The 17,462-nt window shown below is 35.9% G+C and carries 23 protein-coding genes; 20 read left to right on the forward strand and 3 right to left on the reverse strand.

The genetic code is table 11. The annotated features are described in order from the left end of the window. The 11 genes from AC1RNS_RS19885 to AC1RNS_RS19935 all read left to right on the forward strand — a co-directional run. The coding region (locus tag AC1RNS_RS19885) for a biotin/lipoyl-containing protein (protein ID WP_492995282.1) at positions 1 to 153 on the forward strand (153 nt) is incomplete at its 5' end. A gap of 298 nt (positions 154 to 451) precedes the next feature. After that, a complete protein-coding gene (locus tag AC1RNS_RS19890) occupies positions 452 to 1,162 on the forward strand; it encodes a cytochrome c biogenesis CcdA family protein (RefSeq protein WP_492995178.1) in 711 nt (236 codons plus the stop codon). 52 nt (positions 1,163 to 1,214) lie between these two features. Beyond that, the gene (locus tag AC1RNS_RS19895) at positions 1,215 to 1,583 is read left to right on the forward strand and encodes a response regulator (protein WP_427545547.1); all 369 of its coding nucleotides are present in this window, start codon (positions 1,215 to 1,217) and stop codon (positions 1,581 to 1,583) included. A 24-nt stretch (positions 1,584 to 1,607) separates the two neighbouring features. Beyond that, the gene (locus AC1RNS_RS19900) at positions 1,608 to 2,105 is read left to right on the forward strand and encodes a CcdC family protein (RefSeq protein ID WP_492995180.1); all 498 of its coding nucleotides are present in this window, start codon (positions 1,608 to 1,610) and stop codon (positions 2,103 to 2,105) included. 444 nt (positions 2,106 to 2,549) lie between these two features. Continuing rightward, entirely contained in the window at positions 2,550 to 2,837 is a 288-nt protein-coding gene (locus AC1RNS_RS19905; protein ID WP_492995181.1) for a hypothetical protein, read from the forward strand. A gap of 19 nt (positions 2,838 to 2,856) precedes the next feature. Further along, complete coding sequence (locus tag AC1RNS_RS19910; RefSeq protein WP_286923064.1) at positions 2,857 to 3,378, forward strand: CbrC family protein; 522 nt, start codon at positions 2,857 to 2,859, stop codon at positions 3,376 to 3,378. 242 nt (positions 3,379 to 3,620) lie between these two features. After that, a complete protein-coding gene (locus AC1RNS_RS19915) occupies positions 3,621 to 4,340 on the forward strand; it encodes an Imm8 family immunity protein (protein WP_492995183.1) in 720 nt (239 codons plus the stop codon). A 317-nt stretch (positions 4,341 to 4,657) separates the two neighbouring features. Beyond that, on the forward strand, positions 4,658 to 4,771 hold the full coding sequence (locus tag AC1RNS_RS19920; RefSeq protein ID WP_492995185.1) for a hypothetical protein: 114 nt from the start codon (positions 4,658 to 4,660) through the stop codon (positions 4,769 to 4,771). Beyond that, positions 4,746 to 6,032 (forward strand): leucine-rich repeat domain-containing protein, encoded by a 1,287-nt coding sequence (locus AC1RNS_RS19925; protein WP_492995186.1) that lies wholly within the window; start codon positions 4,746 to 4,748, stop codon positions 6,030 to 6,032. Before AC1RNS_RS19920 ends, AC1RNS_RS19925 begins: the two co-directional genes overlap by 26 nt. Positions 6,033 to 6,125: 93 nt before the next feature. Further along, positions 6,126 to 6,407, forward strand: coding sequence for a hypothetical protein (locus tag AC1RNS_RS19930; RefSeq protein WP_492995188.1), 282 nt, complete (start codon positions 6,126 to 6,128; stop codon positions 6,405 to 6,407). 10 nt (positions 6,408 to 6,417) lie between these two features. Continuing rightward, positions 6,418 to 6,816, forward strand: a complete 399-nt coding sequence (locus tag AC1RNS_RS19935) for a hypothetical protein (protein ID WP_492995189.1) — start codon at positions 6,418 to 6,420, stop codon at positions 6,814 to 6,816. A gap of 153 nt (positions 6,817 to 6,969) precedes the next feature. Here AC1RNS_RS19935 and AC1RNS_RS19940 read toward each other — a convergent pair whose 3' ends face one another. Further along, on the reverse strand, positions 6,970 to 7,398 hold the full coding sequence (locus AC1RNS_RS19940; RefSeq protein ID WP_492995190.1) for a DUF2621 domain-containing protein: 429 nt from the start codon (positions 7,396 to 7,398) through the stop codon (positions 6,970 to 6,972). A gap of 121 nt (positions 7,399 to 7,519) precedes the next feature. On the opposite strand from AC1RNS_RS19940, the gene AC1RNS_RS19945 reads away from it, so the two are divergent. From AC1RNS_RS19945 to AC1RNS_RS19970, 6 genes are all read left to right on the forward strand, one after another. After that, positions 7,520 to 7,735 carry a DUF1659 domain-containing protein gene (locus AC1RNS_RS19945; RefSeq protein WP_492447373.1) on the forward strand — a complete coding sequence of 72 codons (216 nt, stop codon included), beginning with the start codon at positions 7,520 to 7,522 and terminating at the stop codon, positions 7,733 to 7,735. A gap of 14 nt (positions 7,736 to 7,749) precedes the next feature. After that, a complete protein-coding gene (locus AC1RNS_RS19950; protein ID WP_492995191.1) occupies positions 7,750 to 7,974 on the forward strand; it encodes a DUF2922 domain-containing protein in 225 nt (74 codons plus the stop codon). Between the two features lie 89 nt (positions 7,975 to 8,063). Next, the gene (locus tag AC1RNS_RS19955; protein ID WP_492995192.1) at positions 8,064 to 8,186 is read left to right on the forward strand and encodes a YvrJ family protein; all 123 of its coding nucleotides are present in this window, start codon (positions 8,064 to 8,066) and stop codon (positions 8,184 to 8,186) included. A gap of 102 nt (positions 8,187 to 8,288) precedes the next feature. Further along, positions 8,289 to 8,897: an SCO family protein gene (locus AC1RNS_RS19960; RefSeq protein ID WP_492995194.1), complete on the forward strand. Its 609-nt coding sequence runs from the start codon at positions 8,289 to 8,291 to the stop codon at positions 8,895 to 8,897. A gap of 359 nt (positions 8,898 to 9,256) precedes the next feature. Then, positions 9,257 to 9,613 (forward strand): hypothetical protein, encoded by a 357-nt coding sequence (locus AC1RNS_RS19965; protein ID WP_492995195.1) that lies wholly within the window; start codon positions 9,257 to 9,259, stop codon positions 9,611 to 9,613. A 16-nt stretch (positions 9,614 to 9,629) separates the two neighbouring features. Then, positions 9,630 to 10,163, forward strand: a complete 534-nt coding sequence (locus AC1RNS_RS19970; RefSeq protein WP_492995197.1) for a DUF1572 family protein — start codon at positions 9,630 to 9,632, stop codon at positions 10,161 to 10,163. A gap of 45 nt (positions 10,164 to 10,208) precedes the next feature. On the opposite strand, the gene AC1RNS_RS19975 is transcribed toward AC1RNS_RS19970, so the two are convergent. Then, positions 10,209 to 10,763 (reverse strand): delta-aminolevulinic acid dehydratase, encoded by a 555-nt coding sequence (locus tag AC1RNS_RS19975; RefSeq protein WP_492995199.1) that lies wholly within the window; start codon positions 10,761 to 10,763, stop codon positions 10,209 to 10,211. Positions 10,764 to 11,379: 616 nt separating this feature from the next. Between AC1RNS_RS19975 and AC1RNS_RS19980 the strand changes: the two genes are divergently transcribed. Together AC1RNS_RS19980 and AC1RNS_RS19985 are read left to right on the forward strand one after the other, a co-directional pair. Next, complete coding sequence (locus tag AC1RNS_RS19980) at positions 11,380 to 13,059, forward strand: methyl-accepting chemotaxis protein (RefSeq protein ID WP_492995201.1); 1,680 nt, start codon at positions 11,380 to 11,382, stop codon at positions 13,057 to 13,059. A 387-nt stretch (positions 13,060 to 13,446) separates the two neighbouring features. Further along, positions 13,447 to 15,408 carry a methyl-accepting chemotaxis protein gene (locus AC1RNS_RS19985; protein ID WP_492995203.1) on the forward strand — a complete coding sequence of 654 codons (1,962 nt, stop codon included), beginning with the start codon at positions 13,447 to 13,449 and terminating at the stop codon, positions 15,406 to 15,408. A gap of 114 nt (positions 15,409 to 15,522) precedes the next feature. Here the strand turns inward: AC1RNS_RS19985 and AC1RNS_RS19990 are convergent, their stop codons facing one another. Beyond that, the gene (locus AC1RNS_RS19990; RefSeq protein ID WP_492995205.1) at positions 15,523 to 16,917 is read right to left on the reverse strand and encodes an alanine/glycine:cation symporter family protein; all 1,395 of its coding nucleotides are present in this window, start codon (positions 16,915 to 16,917) and stop codon (positions 15,523 to 15,525) included. Positions 16,918 to 17,165: 248 nt separating this feature from the next. Between AC1RNS_RS19990 and AC1RNS_RS19995 the strand changes: the two genes are divergently transcribed. Further along, complete coding sequence (locus AC1RNS_RS19995) at positions 17,166 to 17,462, forward strand: hypothetical protein (protein ID WP_492995207.1); 297 nt, start codon at positions 17,166 to 17,168, stop codon at positions 17,460 to 17,462.

A 17,462-nucleotide genomic window follows, 5' to 3' on the forward strand; every position in this document is an offset into this window, starting at 1 on the left:
AGTCAAGTGAAACGAGGAGACCACCTGCTAATTACGGAGGCCATGAAAATGGAAACAACCGTCCAAGCACCAAAAGACGGGATTGTGAAAGAGGTCTATGCAAGTGCAGGCGATGCGATTTCAACAGGTGATTTGTTAATTGAAATTGAATAAAAGAAACATAAGGACCATAGCTCTTACTACTATGGTCCTTTTAAATGGGAAATTCTGTTTGTAGAAATAACTCGAATTTTGTTGACAGATAATGCAAGTGAAGGGCATAATGCATAAGTACACGAACAATTATATCTATGTTACTAAGGTCGATTGTGAAATTTGTGCATAAGAGTAATAGGATAATTCACTTTTTTAACACTTTATTGCCATGAAACGTTCACAATCAAGAATGGCGCATTTTACAGTGTTTTTTGGTACGATGGAGGCAGTAACTGTAAGGAGCGAATGAGAAAATATGGAAACTGATATTAACGTATTTTTAGCTTTCGGTGCAGGGTTTTTAAGCTTTATTTCACCATGTACCCTTCCACTGTATCCAGCATTTTTATCATACATAACGGGTATGACTTTAGATGAGCTAAAATCTGAACGAGGCATGATGCAAAAGCGTGCTGTTTCTCACACCTTGTTCTTTTTACTAGGATTTTCAATTATCTTTATTATGATAGGACTAGGCGCATCATTAGCAGCAGAGTTCTTCCTTAATTATCAAACCTTATTACGTCAGGTTGGTGCTATTTTAATCGTCGTATTTGGTTTAATGATTGTAGGTTTACTACAAATTGACTTTTTAATGAAGGATCGTAAATTCCAATTTAAAAATCGACCATCTGGTTATCTAGGGTCTGTTCTAATCGGAATAGCCTTTGCGGCTGGCTGGACACCATGTACAGGTCCAATTTTAGCATCGATAATTATGTTAGCTAGTACAAACCCAGGTGCAGGCTTTAGCTATATGCTTGCTTATTATTTAGGCTTTGCGATTCCATTCTTCGTGCTATCGTTCTTTATTTCACGTATGACTTGGATTCGTACACATAGTCAAAAAATAGTGAAAATCGGTGGCTATATAATGATTGCCGTTGGGATATTGTTATTTTTTGATGGGTTAACGTATATTACACGCTTGTTACAGCCTATTTTCGGTGGATTTACAGGCTTCTAATCTGCTAAACTAAAGAGGCATACCGTACTTTAACGTGGAGGGAGATGAACAGATGCCTACAGTTTTGGTAGTGGATGATACGCTATTTATGCGTGTTGCAATAAGTAATATGTTTACAGAGTGGGGATATGAGGTAGTCGGCAAGGCAGCCAATGGTAAAGAAGCTGTAGCGATGTATCGAGAGTTGCAACCAGATCTTGTCACAATGGATGTAACGATGCCCGTTATGACAGGTATTGCGGCAGTAAAAAAAATCATCCCTGAATTTCCAAATGCAAAAATAATTATGATTACAGCTTTAGGTCAACAAAAGTTAATTGTGGAAGCGATTGAAAGTGGTGCGAAAGATTTTATCACAAAACCATTTGAGCCAGAAAGATTGAAAGCTGTAGTTGATCAATTGCTTGGACAAAATTGTTAATTTGACATTAGAGGAGGATTTTTTATGTTAAGCAATATCCCTTCTCACTATTATGTTATAGGTTCGACCATAATGGCCATTTTAATGGGTAGCTTTGTCATGGTAATACGTATGAGAGCATCCAAAAAACCAACAAATGAGAAGAAAATTATTATTCCACCTATCGCAATGTCTTCAGGTGCGTTAATGTTTTTATTTGAACAATTCCGTGTGCCGCCTACGCAAATTTTAGAGGCCTCAGCAGTCGGAATGGTGTTCTCAACTATACTAATTGCTACTTCAAAATTTGAAGTAAAGGGACAAGATATTTATTTAAAACGTTCAAAAGCCTTCGTTTTTATTTTAATCGGGCTCTTAGTGTTCCGAGTTGTGGCGAAAATGATATTAAGTAGCTCCATTGATGTTGGTGAGCTAGCAGGAATGTTTTGGATTTTGGCCTTCGCCATGTTAGTTCCTTGGCGAATTGCCATGCTTGTTCAATTTATCAAAGTCAAAAAAACCATCCCGCTTAAAAATTTGTAATGGAAAGCCTACACTAGCGTTTAGTGCAGGCTTTTTATCGTTTTGGGGAACGGATAGAATCATTGAAATGTTTGATAGCACTACATACATAGAATAGAACATCAAAAGTGACGGATAGCTCTACTAATAAGCACTAAAGTTAGTTTGTGTGGATAGCAGGAAATTTAAGTTTTAACTTCTTTCAGCAGAAGTCTCCCACCTCTATAGATATGAATGTGATGGAGGATGAATTGCTAGATTAAGATAAAGAACTGGCAAACCGTTGTGCGGATTATAGTATAGGCTATGCGATTATTTATGGGGCGTTTGGATAATCAGTCGCTAATGAAGCCTATCGTGTGTTGAGAGAACTGACACAAAAGCATGGCGTTGGTTTTTTGACGTGAGTGGTGAAGGAGAGATGTTCTAAATCATTAAATCGTATGTCAAAAGGTGGATGGAGAAATGACAGAAAATCTTATGGCACAGTGGCAAGTACAAAGAAAAGCATTTAATATGAAGAATGCCAAAGCAATTAATGCCATGCATGAATTAAAGGAGCAAGTTCAACAAGCAGAGCCAACAGAGATAAATTTACGCTTACTTGTCGAAATCTTCTGTATGTTGCACATGTATGATGAGGCATACAAAATTTTTATATCTGTTATGGACGTGAACAAGAAAAAAGAAATACAGTACGATTCTTTATTGGATGGACAATCCACAAAATGTAAAGCCTTTATTACCATGTAGTATTCAGGAGGAAATTGAGATGAAAACACCATTACCAACATTTAAATATATGCCAAACCCAATCCAAGCCAACATTTTTGAAACAGGAGAAATCGTTGTTTGTGATTGCTGTGAGCAGGAAGTGGAGATTTATTATACAGGTGGAATTTATGCGGTGACAGAAGTAGAGTATCTTTGCCCAAGCTGTATTCATAGCGGGCAGGCTGCCGAAAAATTCGATGGCGAATTTCAGCAAGATTTACTCAATTCAGAGCTTGTTAACAATGAGACCTACACGGATGAGATATTACATCGAACACCAGGTTATGCTAGTTGGCAAGGCAACAATTGGGTAGCCCATTGTACAGATTACTGTGCGTTTATTGGCTATGTCGGGTGGGATGAGCTTGTAGAAATGGGTGTTACGGAGAAGCTGGAGCATTTTGATGGTGATACAAATGAAGAGTTAGCTGCTACTTTACGCAATAATGGTTCACATCAAGGCTATTTGTTCCAATGCTTAGAATGCCAGCAGTACATTGTTTATTCTGATTTAGATTAAATAGAGTTGGAAAATCAAAAAGTTCTAAATGACAATATAGGGGGCGTCTAGTTACGCCAATCCTTGAAGATTGCTCAGATGAATTACGAGCTTTGTTTGAAGCGATATCCGTTCCTTTTGTTGAGAAGGACAGTTATTTTTGATTTATGGACATGCGTTAAAATGTCGTGTCTATCCTTTGAGCAGAGAATATATTGCTAGTATTCTACAAGAGGGTTATCGCAAAAATAGGGGGGAATGCATTGGTTAAATGGGAATTAAAAAATTTACATTTACAAGATTTTATTGAATATCCTGATAGTTTGGAGCGTGTTTTCTTCCAAGTAGCATTAGAGTTTGAATTTGTAGGCGAAGCATGCTCTATTATAGGTCAGAATGTTGTAATGGTTGCTACCCCTGAGGCATTGAGAAATAATTTTCGTCAATATAATCATTATATGATAAAGAGAATTTTAGTTATTGATGAATTTGATTTCAAAAAGATCAAAGATACCATTAATGAAATATTGCAAATTTGTTCTAAATCATCAAAGGAAGAGTCATATAGTTACTTAAGAAGATATGTTCGATGGGAGTATGAAGGTTACGATATAGTGGAAGGCGAAAAAGTGTTTGAGCTAGAATTAAGAGATTTATCCTCATCAAATGTTGCCTCTATTGACAAGTGGCGTCCTGATAGTTTGGAGCAAGTTTTCTTTTCTTTGGATTTGGAGATTGGACTAAAAGGCGAAACTGCTTCCAATATGTTTTACGTTAAGGTAGCTACTCCAGAGGCATTGAGAAGTCGCCAACATGAATATGTCATTGCAAGAAATAGAACATTAGTTATAGATGAGTTTGATTTTAAAAAATTAAGAGAAGCCATCCAAGAAATTATGCAAAGCTGTTCCAAGCAGACTTGGGAAGAATCGTGTATATGTTTGCAACGATTTTTTCAGTGGGAATATGAGGATTACAGATGAAAACGAGGCATGTGAAAATTGATATGACGCAGTGTTTGGGTATAAAAAGATTTTATCTGTTCGACAGGAAACATTGTTCATCATACGAGATATTTGTATGGAAAAAGGACTAGCAAAGGTGAATACAATATTTCATTATATTTATTCGCAGCTTCCAATGATTAATAAAAATAAACTGTACAATGGCTTAGTATATATAGGGGAATTTGAGACATATTTCATTTAGTAGCTTTCTTACCATTGATAATCATAGGTGGCAATATGTATTATTCAGGAAGAAGTTGAGATGAAAACACCCATTACCAACATTAAAATATATGCCCAAACCAATCCAAGCCAACATTTTTGAAACAGGCGAAATCGTTGCTTGTGATTGCTGTGAGCAGGAAGTGGAGATTTATTATAATGGATATAACGCAAGATTTCATTGATGAGAACTTTAAAACGTATGTACTTGAAACGTTTTGTAACAATCGCAAAACTATTTTATTTAGCGATGTGAATCAAATTGAATCCTTACAACTGAGGAATCACAATTACACTAGTCTACAAGGTATTGAGCATTTTATAGCTCTCAAAGAATTAGATTGTGCTTTCAATGATTTAACTGAACTGGATACTCGTCATAACTATCATTTGCAAACTCTTATTTGTTGTACAAACAAAATAACATCACTAGATATAAGTAATCAGTCAAAATTAGAAGAATTGTCTTGTAGAAATAATGAGCTAACGCAACTAGATGTAAGCTATAACCCTCTTTTGAAAATACTAAACTGTACTGAAAACCAAATCACGTCTTTGAATTTGATGAACAATCCTTTCTTGGAAAAGGTCGATTGTGGCTTTAACCGAATGCGAGAGTTGGATGTCAGTCACAATGTCAAACTTGTCTCTTTGATGTGTTATCAGAATATGCTTTCGGCGTTGCATTTGGAGCAAAATCACCATCTGCAAGAACTAAACTGTGGGTATAATTCTTTATTAACACTACATTTAAATCATCATGCTGAGCTCACCCACCTTGACTGTGAAAACAATTATTTACTTCTTTTAGATATAACGAGTTGTCTAAAATTAGAGAGTGTTCGTTGCAATCATAACCACCTTAACTATTTGGATGTCAGTCAAAATTCAATGTTGCAACGATTAAGATGTTTCAACAATCATATTACGGAGCTAGATATTCGCCATAATGTGCAATTGGTTGAGCTATATTGTTCAGAAAATAAAATAACTCAGTTGGATACGACATATAATCTATTGCTAGAAGATTTGAACTATGCTGACAATCTAATGATGGAGCCAATGTACGTTATTCAAGGTGTTGGAACGTTTCAATATGATAATGGGACAACTTTTTATCAGACGACATGGAGTTATCAGGAACAGGAAATTTTTATTCAAACGAAAGCAAGAACAGAAGCAATGATTAAACGGTTATCACCCTCTATCAAAAAAGTGTGGAATCACTTGGATACACTAAACAGCAGTGCGCTAGACTTGATTACTGAAATACATGCTGAGGAAGATACCAGCGATTTACTGTTAGTTGAATTGATTTTTAACACAGATGATACAATACAATTAGGCTATGATGTAGGCGACTCGCCAGCGGGACAACTTTATATTTATGTATCTTTTGATGGGAAATTCAATATAGACCGCAAACTGGTTTATGAAACATACTAGGGCTGTTAGAATCCATTCTTAAAAGCCACGACAAACGCTAAGGGAGAAAAGTACAAGTTTGTCGTGAACTAGAAAAAAGAGGTGAACGTATAGATGACCTTATCGGAATTAGCAGCTTTTTTGAAAATCAAACCCACTTTCCTAGATTATAAAGATGAATTGTTACTGATTAAAGCATTACCAAAACTATCCACTCAGTCGGTACATGAACAAAAGGAACTCTTTTTACAAGTGCTCGATACGTTGATGGATTCGCATACGTTTGGCGGTAATTACTTGGAAAAGGAAGCAAAAAACCAACCTTATTTTGATGTATGTTTGGCTTTTCTTGAAAAATTAGATGTGCCAGTTATGATAGAAGATTTGCGTTTGTGAGGGATAGAAAGTGACTTTACAACGACTTATGGCTTTGCAAGATACTTTAGATGACATTGGATGGATAATTATAGAACCAGCATCCAATCCTTTTTGTATTCATCATAATTGTATAGAGTTATTACTAGAACATGATACGACGCAATTGCAGATGACTATTTTTATCTATTTGGCGAATGGTTTAACTGGCGTAACAAATGATTTAGTAGATGTACTCTATCTTGAAATCCTCCAAACAAACGAGATTTTTTACTTTGAGAAAATCAATACAAAAGAGTGGCGAGTATTTTTACAAACTGAGAAAGGTATCTTTACATATGGCGTATTCGAAAGGATGAACATGGGTGATTGTGTTGGAGTTGAAGGAGATAATTTCATCAAATATAAATTGGCAACCTGGTCCCGCTAACACCCAATTTATAAGTGTTAGGGTCCGCTTTTCTATCGGCATTTCTTAAACTACATACAGAATCACCATTTATTTTTTTAGAATACTCTTAAGTCACGGGATAATTTACTTTTATAGAAAAACGCTGCACATAATCGATGTGCAGCATAACCATTAATCAAATAAATGTTCATAGGGGGTAATGTCAATTTTCATTTCCGCTAATTTTTTTCGTAAAAATTTATGATCACGCTTAGGAGTTGCTTGAATATAACCACGAATAATTAAGTCATGATTAATGGCAGGCGCTTTTTCTTCTAATGCAAGCTCGCCAATTTTGCCAGCTATTTTTTCCTTTGCTACTTGTCTAAACAGCTCAGGGACAGGGCTAACAAGCTCATATAAAAGCTCCTTCTCAGGTTGTCCCCATAAATGAATGGTTTTATCTAAATAAAACTCTTGCCAATCTAAATCCGATTTACCATCCTGCTTTGGTAATGCCTTTAAAAACTTGCGGAACATAAAAAATCCACCAATCCCCATAAAGGTAATCAATACGACTACCCAAAACAAGATAAACCATAAAAACCAGCCTGTTAACAAATCGTTCACCTCTTTGCTTTCTCTCACTCTATTATAAAAGCTAGCAAAAAAAAATTCATCCTTAATGTCCCTCTTTTAGCAATAAGTCTGTATATATTGTGTAAGAAAGGGGGTGACACCTATGACAAGTGTAAATTTTGTTAATGCAACGCTTCGTTTAAAGTATGTTACTGGCTACAATGAACAAAACGAGCCAAAGTTCGCAACGAAGACATACCGAAATGTAAATGGTTCGCATTCAACAGTGGATTTAGTAGCTGTGGCGAATGCCATTGCAAGTCTATCTACACATCCATTAGACAGCATTTCTAAAGTAGAAACAACAGATTTATCCTAAGGAGGGGAAAAAAGATGACACAAGTTTTAGAACTGCATTTTGAAACAGCTATAGGAAAAACAACTGTGCTTACGATTGATGCACCAAAGCCAACAATTACAACTGCAGAAATCCAACAGGTTATGCAGACAATTATCGCTAAAAATGTTTTTGAAGGACAAGCAGGTACTCTAGTTGCCATAAAAGGGGCACGGATCATTGACCGCCAAGTGACGGATCTTGAATTAGTGATGGCATAATGAAGAAAAGGTCTTTGTGGGATTGTACTACAAAGACCTTTTTATACAGGAGAATACTCGATTTTAATTTGTGAAGGAGGAAATTAAAGATGGAGCAGTGGTTAAACATGATTTCAGATATTGGCTTTCCAATTTTGGTGTCGTTTTATTTATTGCACCGAGTAGAGGTAAAGCTGGATGCGATTCATGAAGCACTTATTTCCTTAAAGTGAAATCTATTTCACAAAGATGTTCGAAAGCTGTCACTTGGAGTCCTTGTCAACGTTATGATCATACGATAGGATGAGGGTAATGTAGGTAGGGAGCGTGTTAAGATGAAAAATAAAATAATTGGATTCATACTACTTTTGATGTTGACAACTGTACTTAGTGCATGTGGAAATGCAAAATTTAAGGCAGATTACAACTTAGCACTGCCAGATTTTGAGCATGTTAATCAACGTGGAGAAGCTGTTTCTTTAGAAAGTTTAAAAGGAAAACCATGGATTGGGATGTATATTTTCACGAATTGTACTTCTATTTGTCCACCAATGTCCTTTAATATGGCGCAGGTCCAAGAAAAGCTGAAGAAAAAAGGTGTGGAAGATTATCAGATTGTTGCGTTTTCAGTGGATCCTGATGTTGATAAGCCAGATGTACTTGCGGATTATCTAAGCAAATATAATGTACCTGATGAATTAAAATGGAATCTCCTTACTGGTTATTCACAAAAATATATTGAACAATTTGCAGTAAAATCAACTAAAATTATGGTTAAGGATGACCCTAATTCCGATCAAGTGATTCATGGTAATCAATTTTTCTTAGTGGATAAAGACGGGATTTTAGTAAAAATGTATACGGGATATGCCAAAAATATTGAGGATGTACCCATTGATACAATGGTGTCTGACATCGAAACATATATTGATGAAAATTTATAATAACAAGAAGGAAACCGTCTCAACATGAAGAGACGGTTTTTTTGGAGAAATATAATCTTTTATAGCTTGGGCTTCGTTTATGTAACTACATACAGAGAGTAGTACGAATTGATTACTATTACACAAAGGATTTATAAATAGCAGAGGAAATTGTGCAATGAGCTTTACACCTATCATAATGGTTATGTTTTTCATATCGCCTATCTAGTCAATTTAAATGAAGCGGCTATGCAAAAGAAAATGATTGGGCTGGTAAAGGAATTTAGCTGAATAACCTCTACTGTACAAAAAATTCTACTTTTCCTGTGTTAAATATTGTAAAGTAAAGATAACATCAAATAATAGGGGAGGATCCTTGTTTGATAGCTAAGTGTAAAACATGTGGAATTGAAGTAACCAAAAGCTTGAAGGAGTTGACAAATAATCAACTATTAAATAATAATGATGGACAGAATTTTGTACCAGAAGGTTATTATGTTAAAAGTGAGGGTGTATTTATGGATCAACAAGAGTCCATTATATTGATTCATAAGGAAGATTTAATAAATAGTAACTATCATTCTAGTGAAAGAAGATTAAATGGCTGCTGTGGATACGATGGGCTTGATGGAATGAACCGTATTTGCCTTCAAAATCATGAAATTGGGACAGAGTACTCTGATTGTTGGATGTCTCACAAAATTGCATTGAGTCTTGACTGTATTGATATTATTTGAAGAAAGGGGAATATTTATGAACATTGAACAAATCTATTTAGATGTAATTGGTAAAAGGTTTAACAGTCTCAAAGAGCAAGGTGACAAAACACTATCACAGTTAAATCATGAACAATACCATTGGACTATTAATGAAGAGTCAAATAGCATTGCAGTTATAGTAAAGCATATTAGCGGCAACATGATATCCAGATGGACAGATTTTTTAACAACGGATGGCGAGAAATCAACGAGAAATCGAGATGATGAATTTATAGACAGTCTTACTACTACAGAAGAGATTTTAACAGCCTGGGAAAAGGGATGGCAAGTTTTTTTGGATGCCATCGAGCAATTAACAAAAGCTGATTTAGAGAAAGTTATTACAATCAGGGGAGAGCAGCATTCAGTGATTGATGCAATTGAAAGACAAATGTCACATTATGCTCAGCATGTTGGACAAATTATTTACATTGCAAAGCAAGTAACGGGCTCACAATGGCAAACATTAAGTATTCCAAGAGGGCAATCTCAGAGTTTTACAGATGCGATGGTAAAAAAACATCAATAAAGAAAATCGTAGCTGTTTTTCGCTACGATTTTTTGATTTTGTTCTCTATGAAAAATAAAGCTGATACATGGAGGTTTCTGTATCTATAGATTTAGCGATTTCATAGGCCTCCTGCTGTGTTTTCCCATGCGCTATAATTTCATACATATATCTAATTAAAAACATTAAATTTGCATTGCCATCTATGTAGTCATCTGGGCCTAAATAGGAGCGACAGCCACTTTCTAAAAAGGCAGAAGCTAATGGCTTTTCACCTAGTGAACAGCCAGAGGCAATCACCTTTACACCATGAAGTTGACAATATTGTAGAACTTCTTGTGAACTGAAAAATGCTCCTCTTGGTTCATTTAATTCATAAATCTCCTCCCCTAGCTCTGGCATGCAAAAGCGCCCCTCATCTCCATGAAAATTAAGAATTAAATAATCCAGTTTTTGGTCAAGATCCTGACCTGATAGCACATCTATGAAGTCATTGGGCCTTCCAATTAAATGAAGCGTCACTCTTGCACCAAATGACTCTAATACAGATCTTAAAGCAATGGATTCGATATCACAATCTGGACCAACTACTAAACTAACATATAATTCTGGTTTACTCATACTTATTGACCTCCTTTATCTCGCATAAACGGGCAGTAATTTATCTGTGCCCAAAAGCGAAGTGTCGCCAACACGTTGTTGTTCACACAAGCGTTTCCGCAGGATGAGTGAGGAGTACGCCCCTCTATAGCAATGATTGAAAATTCACTTTATCTAGTCACTGTTAGTATAAGCCATTTCATCTAGTAAAGGGAAATGGAACCATTATAATAATATTGAATCTTTTTAGTGGAATTAACCGTATATAACAATAGTTGGATGTGAAGAGAGGATTTTGGAGATAGGGAAGAATTAAATGAGAAAAGGCAACATCTATTTAACACTTTTACTCGGAATTGGTTGCGCTCTAGTATTATTCATTCATTATGATACACAACATGAAGAGCTTGTATCACGGCCATCAAGTTTTTTGCAAACATTGCAATGAGCACTTCACTCATTGCTTTAACTAGCAATTGATTGAAACGTGGAAAAGTCAAGATATTTTAAAATGTGTTTATTTATTGTAAAAAATTAGTTTGATAAGAAGATTTTCGATTTACTTCATCTAGGATAATAGTTATAGATAGGCTATACTCAAGAGAGCTTATGACAATAGCAGAATAGAGGGAGCTTTATGAAGATAACGGTAGAAAGAAAATTGCAGTTTGCTTTTGGGCTAGTGTTGATTTTTCTATTATTAATTACAGGGATTTCTATGTATTATTTAAATGATAATCGTCACACGCTTAAAGAGATTCAAGAAAAAACAGAATTAATCGATTTATATCAGGATATTTCCTTCCAAACAGTTCGAGCGAATGCAGCCATAAGAGGCTATATGCTGTATGGAAAGGAAGAAATGCTTAATAATCATTTTGAAATTCGAGATACCTTACATAAATCCATTCGTCGTATTGAAGAACTTGGCTATAAAAATGCAGACTTTGAACAGTTTTTAAAGCAATTAGATGAATGGGAAAAGCCAATTGATGAAAAAATAGTGCCACTATTTCAAAATGGTGAGCATCAACAAGCACAGCAGCTTGCATTACCGATATTAGGAGAAGGTTCGCAAAAATTAGTTGTCTTTGGAAAAACAATGGCAACAGCGCAGCAAAAGGATATGCAGGCCCTTATAGAGGTAACAAGGCAAAGTGGAGACACAAGTGGTAAAGAAATTGCTGTATTGGCAATTATATCACTGCTTATCAGTATTATTATTGCAACTGTATTTGGCAGAAGGGTTGCAAAAAATATTCAACAAACTGTTGTTGAAATGGATAAGTTTTCAAATGGTGATTTACAAACACACCTTCAATTTAAAACAAAGGATGAGTTTGCCCAGCTTGCAAATTCCTTTAATATAATGTCAGAAAAACTGAGACATACGATGAAGCAAGTTGGACAATCCTCTGAACAAGTAGCAGCAACCTCTGAGCAGTTGACAGCAAGCAGTATTGAGGTAACGCAGGCAACAGAAGTGGTGACAGAATCCATTCAAGATATTGCACAGGGGATTGAACAGCAGGACTCTCTAACAAGTGATGTTCGGAATTTATCCACTCACATCTTGAAAAAAATGAACGAAATTTCTACAAGTATTGATAATGTTAATAATGCCACGGTGGAAACGAAAAGCATGGCAAGTTCAGGGCGTTCCTCAGTTCGGGATGTTATTGAACAAATGAATGAGATTTCAGATAATACGGCAGAGCTAAGCACTCGCGTTAATGATTTAGATGAAAATACGGCATCGATTGTTTCAGCAGTGAATGTTATCAAAAATATTGCCACGCAAACGAATTTATTAGCAATCAATGCCTCGATAGAAGCCGCAAGAAGCGGTGAGCATGGTAAGGGATTTGCGGTCGTTGCCGAAGAGGTTCGAAAACTAGCAGATGAATCGAATTTAGCTGCTATAGATATAGAAAAAGTCGTTGCACAAATTACTGAAAGTACTCGAATTATTGAGGAAGACATGGGCAATAGTAATGAGTCTGTAACGGTTGGCAGGGACAAAGTGAATGTGGCAAGAGATAATTTCATAACAATTGATGAGGCTATAAATGACGTACAGGCACAAACACAGGCTGTCACGGCAGCTATACGAGCGATTTATCTAGATATTGAAAAACTAGTGAAGGAAATTGATTATATTAGCGAGGTATCCATGAAATCAAGCGGCAATGTGCAAAGTGTCGCTGCATCATCTGAAGAACAAAACGCGGCGATGGAAGAAGTTGCAGCAGCCTCTTCTCATTTGGCTAAAATGGCAATTGACCTACAAGAATCGATTCAGGCATTTAAATATTAACATTCATCTCATCTTTGACGTGTCGAGATGATACAGGAGTTATAAAAAAATAAATTCAATCGTCTAAATTTAAGCGTATTCGATATATCAGTCGAATACGCTTATAAATTTTATCGATCAATATTGTGAATTTATCAACAGTTTTATATGATTTATCGAAACTTTTTTGCGATTTATCGAGAAATTTAAAGTATTTTCACTCATGGAGAAAAAATTAGTTATTTCGACCGATAAAAGCTTGGGGTGAATTGAAAAGGAAGGGAAGGTTGAAAAGGGGAGGGAAGCGGCATTCTTTTTGAGTCTAAAGTGCCAATAAAGCATATAGCGTACAAACACATCTCTAGAATAAACTTTTATAGCTAACGAAGACAAAAGGAGAACTGTTGCATGATACAATTTTTTGGAAGCTTTAAGGGCAAGCTTTATACTTTATTTGCTCTTATATTACTTATCCCGGTCATTTCTGTTGGGAGTCTGTCCTACCTTTCGGCTAAAAATTCTATAGAGCAAGAAATTTTGTTTAGTGCAAATGAAAGTGTAGATATTTTAAATAAGCTTATTGATAAAACTATTAGTGAAAAAATAAATGATGTAAGTATTTTCAGTAATGAAATAGACGCTTTACAGTATGAAGCATCAAAAACGACTATACTATCAAATTTTCAACAATATACAAAGCTTCATCCAGATGTGTTAAGTATTTATGTTGGAACAGATAAAGGTGAATTTCTACAAGAGCCTAGACTAAATGGGGAAGATTATAACCCATTAGAAAGAGATTGGTACAAGAAAGCAAAATCACTTAAGAGTGATACATTAATTACAAACCCTTATATTGATGCAGGGACTGGAGATATGGTGGTGACAATCGCCAGACAAGTGAAGGATCAATCTGGAGTTGTCGCAGTGGATATAAAATTAACGGATCTTCAAAAAATCTCCGACTCCATTAGCATCGGTAAAAATGGCTATCCATCCATTTTCGGTGACAATAATATGGTAATTGCTCATCCTACCTTAGAAGCGGGCGGAGAATTAAAAGAGAGTTTCCTTAATAAATTATACGACAGTACGTCAGGAACATATGAATATGTCTTTAATGGCGATAATCGTATTATGTTTTTTACAACAAATGAGCTAACAAATTGGAAAATTACTGGCACAATTTTTGCGAAGGAAATAGATGAATCTGCTTCAACGATCTTATCTCATACACTTTTAGTATTAGGTGCAGCTATTGTAATCAGCTCGATTGTTTTCTATTTTGTTATGAAGGCTGTGATTAAACCGATTAGAGCACTAAAGGATAGTGCTGTAACGATTAGCAAGGGTGATTTAACTGAAAAAGTCGTGGTAACCTCCAAGGATGAAATTGGACAGCTAGGTCAAGCCTTTAATGATATGCAAGGTAGCTTACGTACACTTATCCAAAAAATTGAGCGAAATGCAGAGGAGGTGGCATCTTCAGCCGAAGAGCTAACTGCCAATGCGAATCAAACAAGTATAGCAACGGAAAAGGTGGCAATATCAATCCAGGATGTTGCATCAAGTGCAGATATACAAACAACGAGTGCCAATAAAAACGCACAATCGCTTCATGAACTTTCGAAGGCAATTCTTCATATTGCAGATATCTCTTCTACTGTGACAGACCTCTCTCAACACGCTACTCATCAAGCAGATGAAGGTGGAAAGGCAGTCCAAAATACAAAGAATCAAATGCAATCGATCCATGTATCGGTGACAGAATCCAACCAAAAAATTCAAACTTTACACGAGCGCTCACAGCAAATAACATCTATTTTAGATGTTATTACGGGCATAGCGGATCAAACTAACTTACTGGCTTTAAATGCTGCCATTGAAGCAGCAAGAGCAGGGGAACATGGTAAAGGATTTGCTGTTGTTGCTGATGAAGTAAGGAAACTAGCAGAGCAATCTCAGACATCAGCCAAGCAAATTTTTGAGCTTATTCATAGTATTCAGCTAGAAACAGAACAATCTGTTACTATTATGGCGAAAGTTTCAGAGGATGTTCAAAATGGTTTACAGGTATCTGATGAAGCTATTACCAAATTCCAAGTAATCCTCACAAGTATGAATGATATTATGCCAAAAATGAATGAGGTTTCTTCTGCCTCCGAGCAAATGTCAGCAAGCGTCCAAGAAGTAGCAGCTATTACAGAGGATCTGGCTTTCTCTGCACAAGGAAATGCAACTGCATCTGAGGATGTTGCTGCCTCTACTGAGGAACAATTGGCCTCTATGGAAGAAATCAATGCCTCTGCACAAGCTTTAGCACATATGGCAGATGAATTAAAACAGTTAATTAGTCAATTTAACTATTAACACAAAAGGAGAACACTGAAAAAGTCGATTTGCCACAAAAAATGTGATGCAAATCGACTTTTTTAGTTTTTAAAACTATCAATCCCCTCCATTGAAGGAGTTGCGTTTGAGGTATTAACGATCTTCGTCCCAACAATCTGTATTTTTCAATGTTGGAATTGATTTTGCATAAAATACTGGATTTTTGCCTGTATTACGTTGCTTCGTAAAATCGTCTAAAACAAGGAAGGCAATTTTGCCAAGAATCATGATAATTGCTATATTAATAAAAGCCATAAGTCCCATAAATAAATCTGCTAAATTCCAGACTAGCTGAACTTGTGCAACGGAACCAAACATGACCATCGCCAGCACTAACGTACGGTAGAAGAACATCCACCCCTTATGGGCATTCATAAATTCAATATTGGATTCTCCATAATAGTAGTTACCAACGATCGAGCTAAAGGCAAAGAAGATAATGGCAATAGCAATAAAGTAAGGTGCCCACTCACCTACATGGATAGCAAGTGAGTTTTGCGTAAGGATAATGCCATTGCTTTCTCCTTTATCATATAAGCCCGCTAAAATAATGATAAATGCGGTTGCTGTACAAATCATAATCGTATCAAAAAAGACACCTAAGCTCTGTACAAGCCCTTGCTTTGCAGGGTGTGAGGTATTAGCGGTAGCTGCTGCGTTAGGTACACTCCCCATTCCAGCCTCGTTTGAAAACAAACCACGACGTACACCTTGCATAATGGCGATGCCAATTGCTCCTCCAGCAGCTTCCTGAAGACCAAAAGCTTGCGTGAAGATAAGTTTGAAAACTGTAGGAATTTCAGATAAGTTCGTAACAACCACATATAGTGCGACAAGTAAATAGAAAATAGCCATGACGGGTACAAGGACCTGTGTCACTTTTACAATTCTTTGAACTCCACCAAAAATAATCATGGCTGTTAATACGACCAAAATAGCCCCAATAATCCAAGGTCTTATACCAAACGCTTCACCAACAGAGGTTGCAATAGTATTGGACTGTACAGCATTAAATATAAAGCCAAAACTTAATGTTAACAGAATACTAAAAATAATACCTAGCTTGCGTTGTCCTAGCGCCTTTTCCATATAATAAGCTGGTCCACCACGAAATGTTTCGCCATCCTTCACCTTGTATACCTGAGCTAGAGTGCTTTCAATAAAGGCAGTTGCCATCCCTAATATAGCAATGATCCACATCCAAAATACTGCACCAGGTCCACCTACACCAATTGCTAAAGCAACACCGGTAATATTACCTGTCCCTACACGCGAGGCTGCGCTTATCGTAAAGGCTTGGAATGGAGAAACTCCTGACTCTCCTTCTCTTTTTTCAACAATTAAACGGAACATTTCAGGAAAAAGTCTAATTTGTACAAATTTTGTGCCGAATGAAAAATATAATCCTGCTACTAATAATAGTATGATAAGAATATATGTCCATAATATTGAGTTCGTGTTATTGACAATCGTAGATAACCATTCCATCAGCTTTCCTCCTTTCACAATACGTTTTAGTCTACACTTATTTTTTATTAAAAATCAACTTTTTGAAAATAATGAATTATGGTAATATTATGGTGTTTAAATCGAATATTTATAGCCTTTCCTATAGAAGAGGATTGTGGATGTGTGACTTTGTAATATCAAAATAACAACAAAAGTATTCCGGGGTTTTATCGGAATGTTCAGATAAGGGTAAAGAAACAGACATTATGATGAATGGAGGAGAGAGAATGGCTTTCTATTTTCAACTCTATTGGCATTTTTTACTGATGATTATGGTTATGATCTTTTTGGCAGGATTGATCACTTTTCTCATTCCACGAATCCCATCTGTATTAGTTTTAGCTTTTAGCAGTTTAATAGGCATTATTTATTCACATTTAATTGAAATGGAACAGGCTTATCTATTTTTTAGTAGTATCAATCTATTGGCTACAGTTCTTCCAATTTTTTTAATTAGGTATTTGCAATATTTGAAAAGAACGGCTGAAGAAATGGAGAAGCGCAATAGACGAATTGAATCTTAA

The organism is Lysinibacillus sp. GW821-FHT14F06, assembly GCF_058803665.1.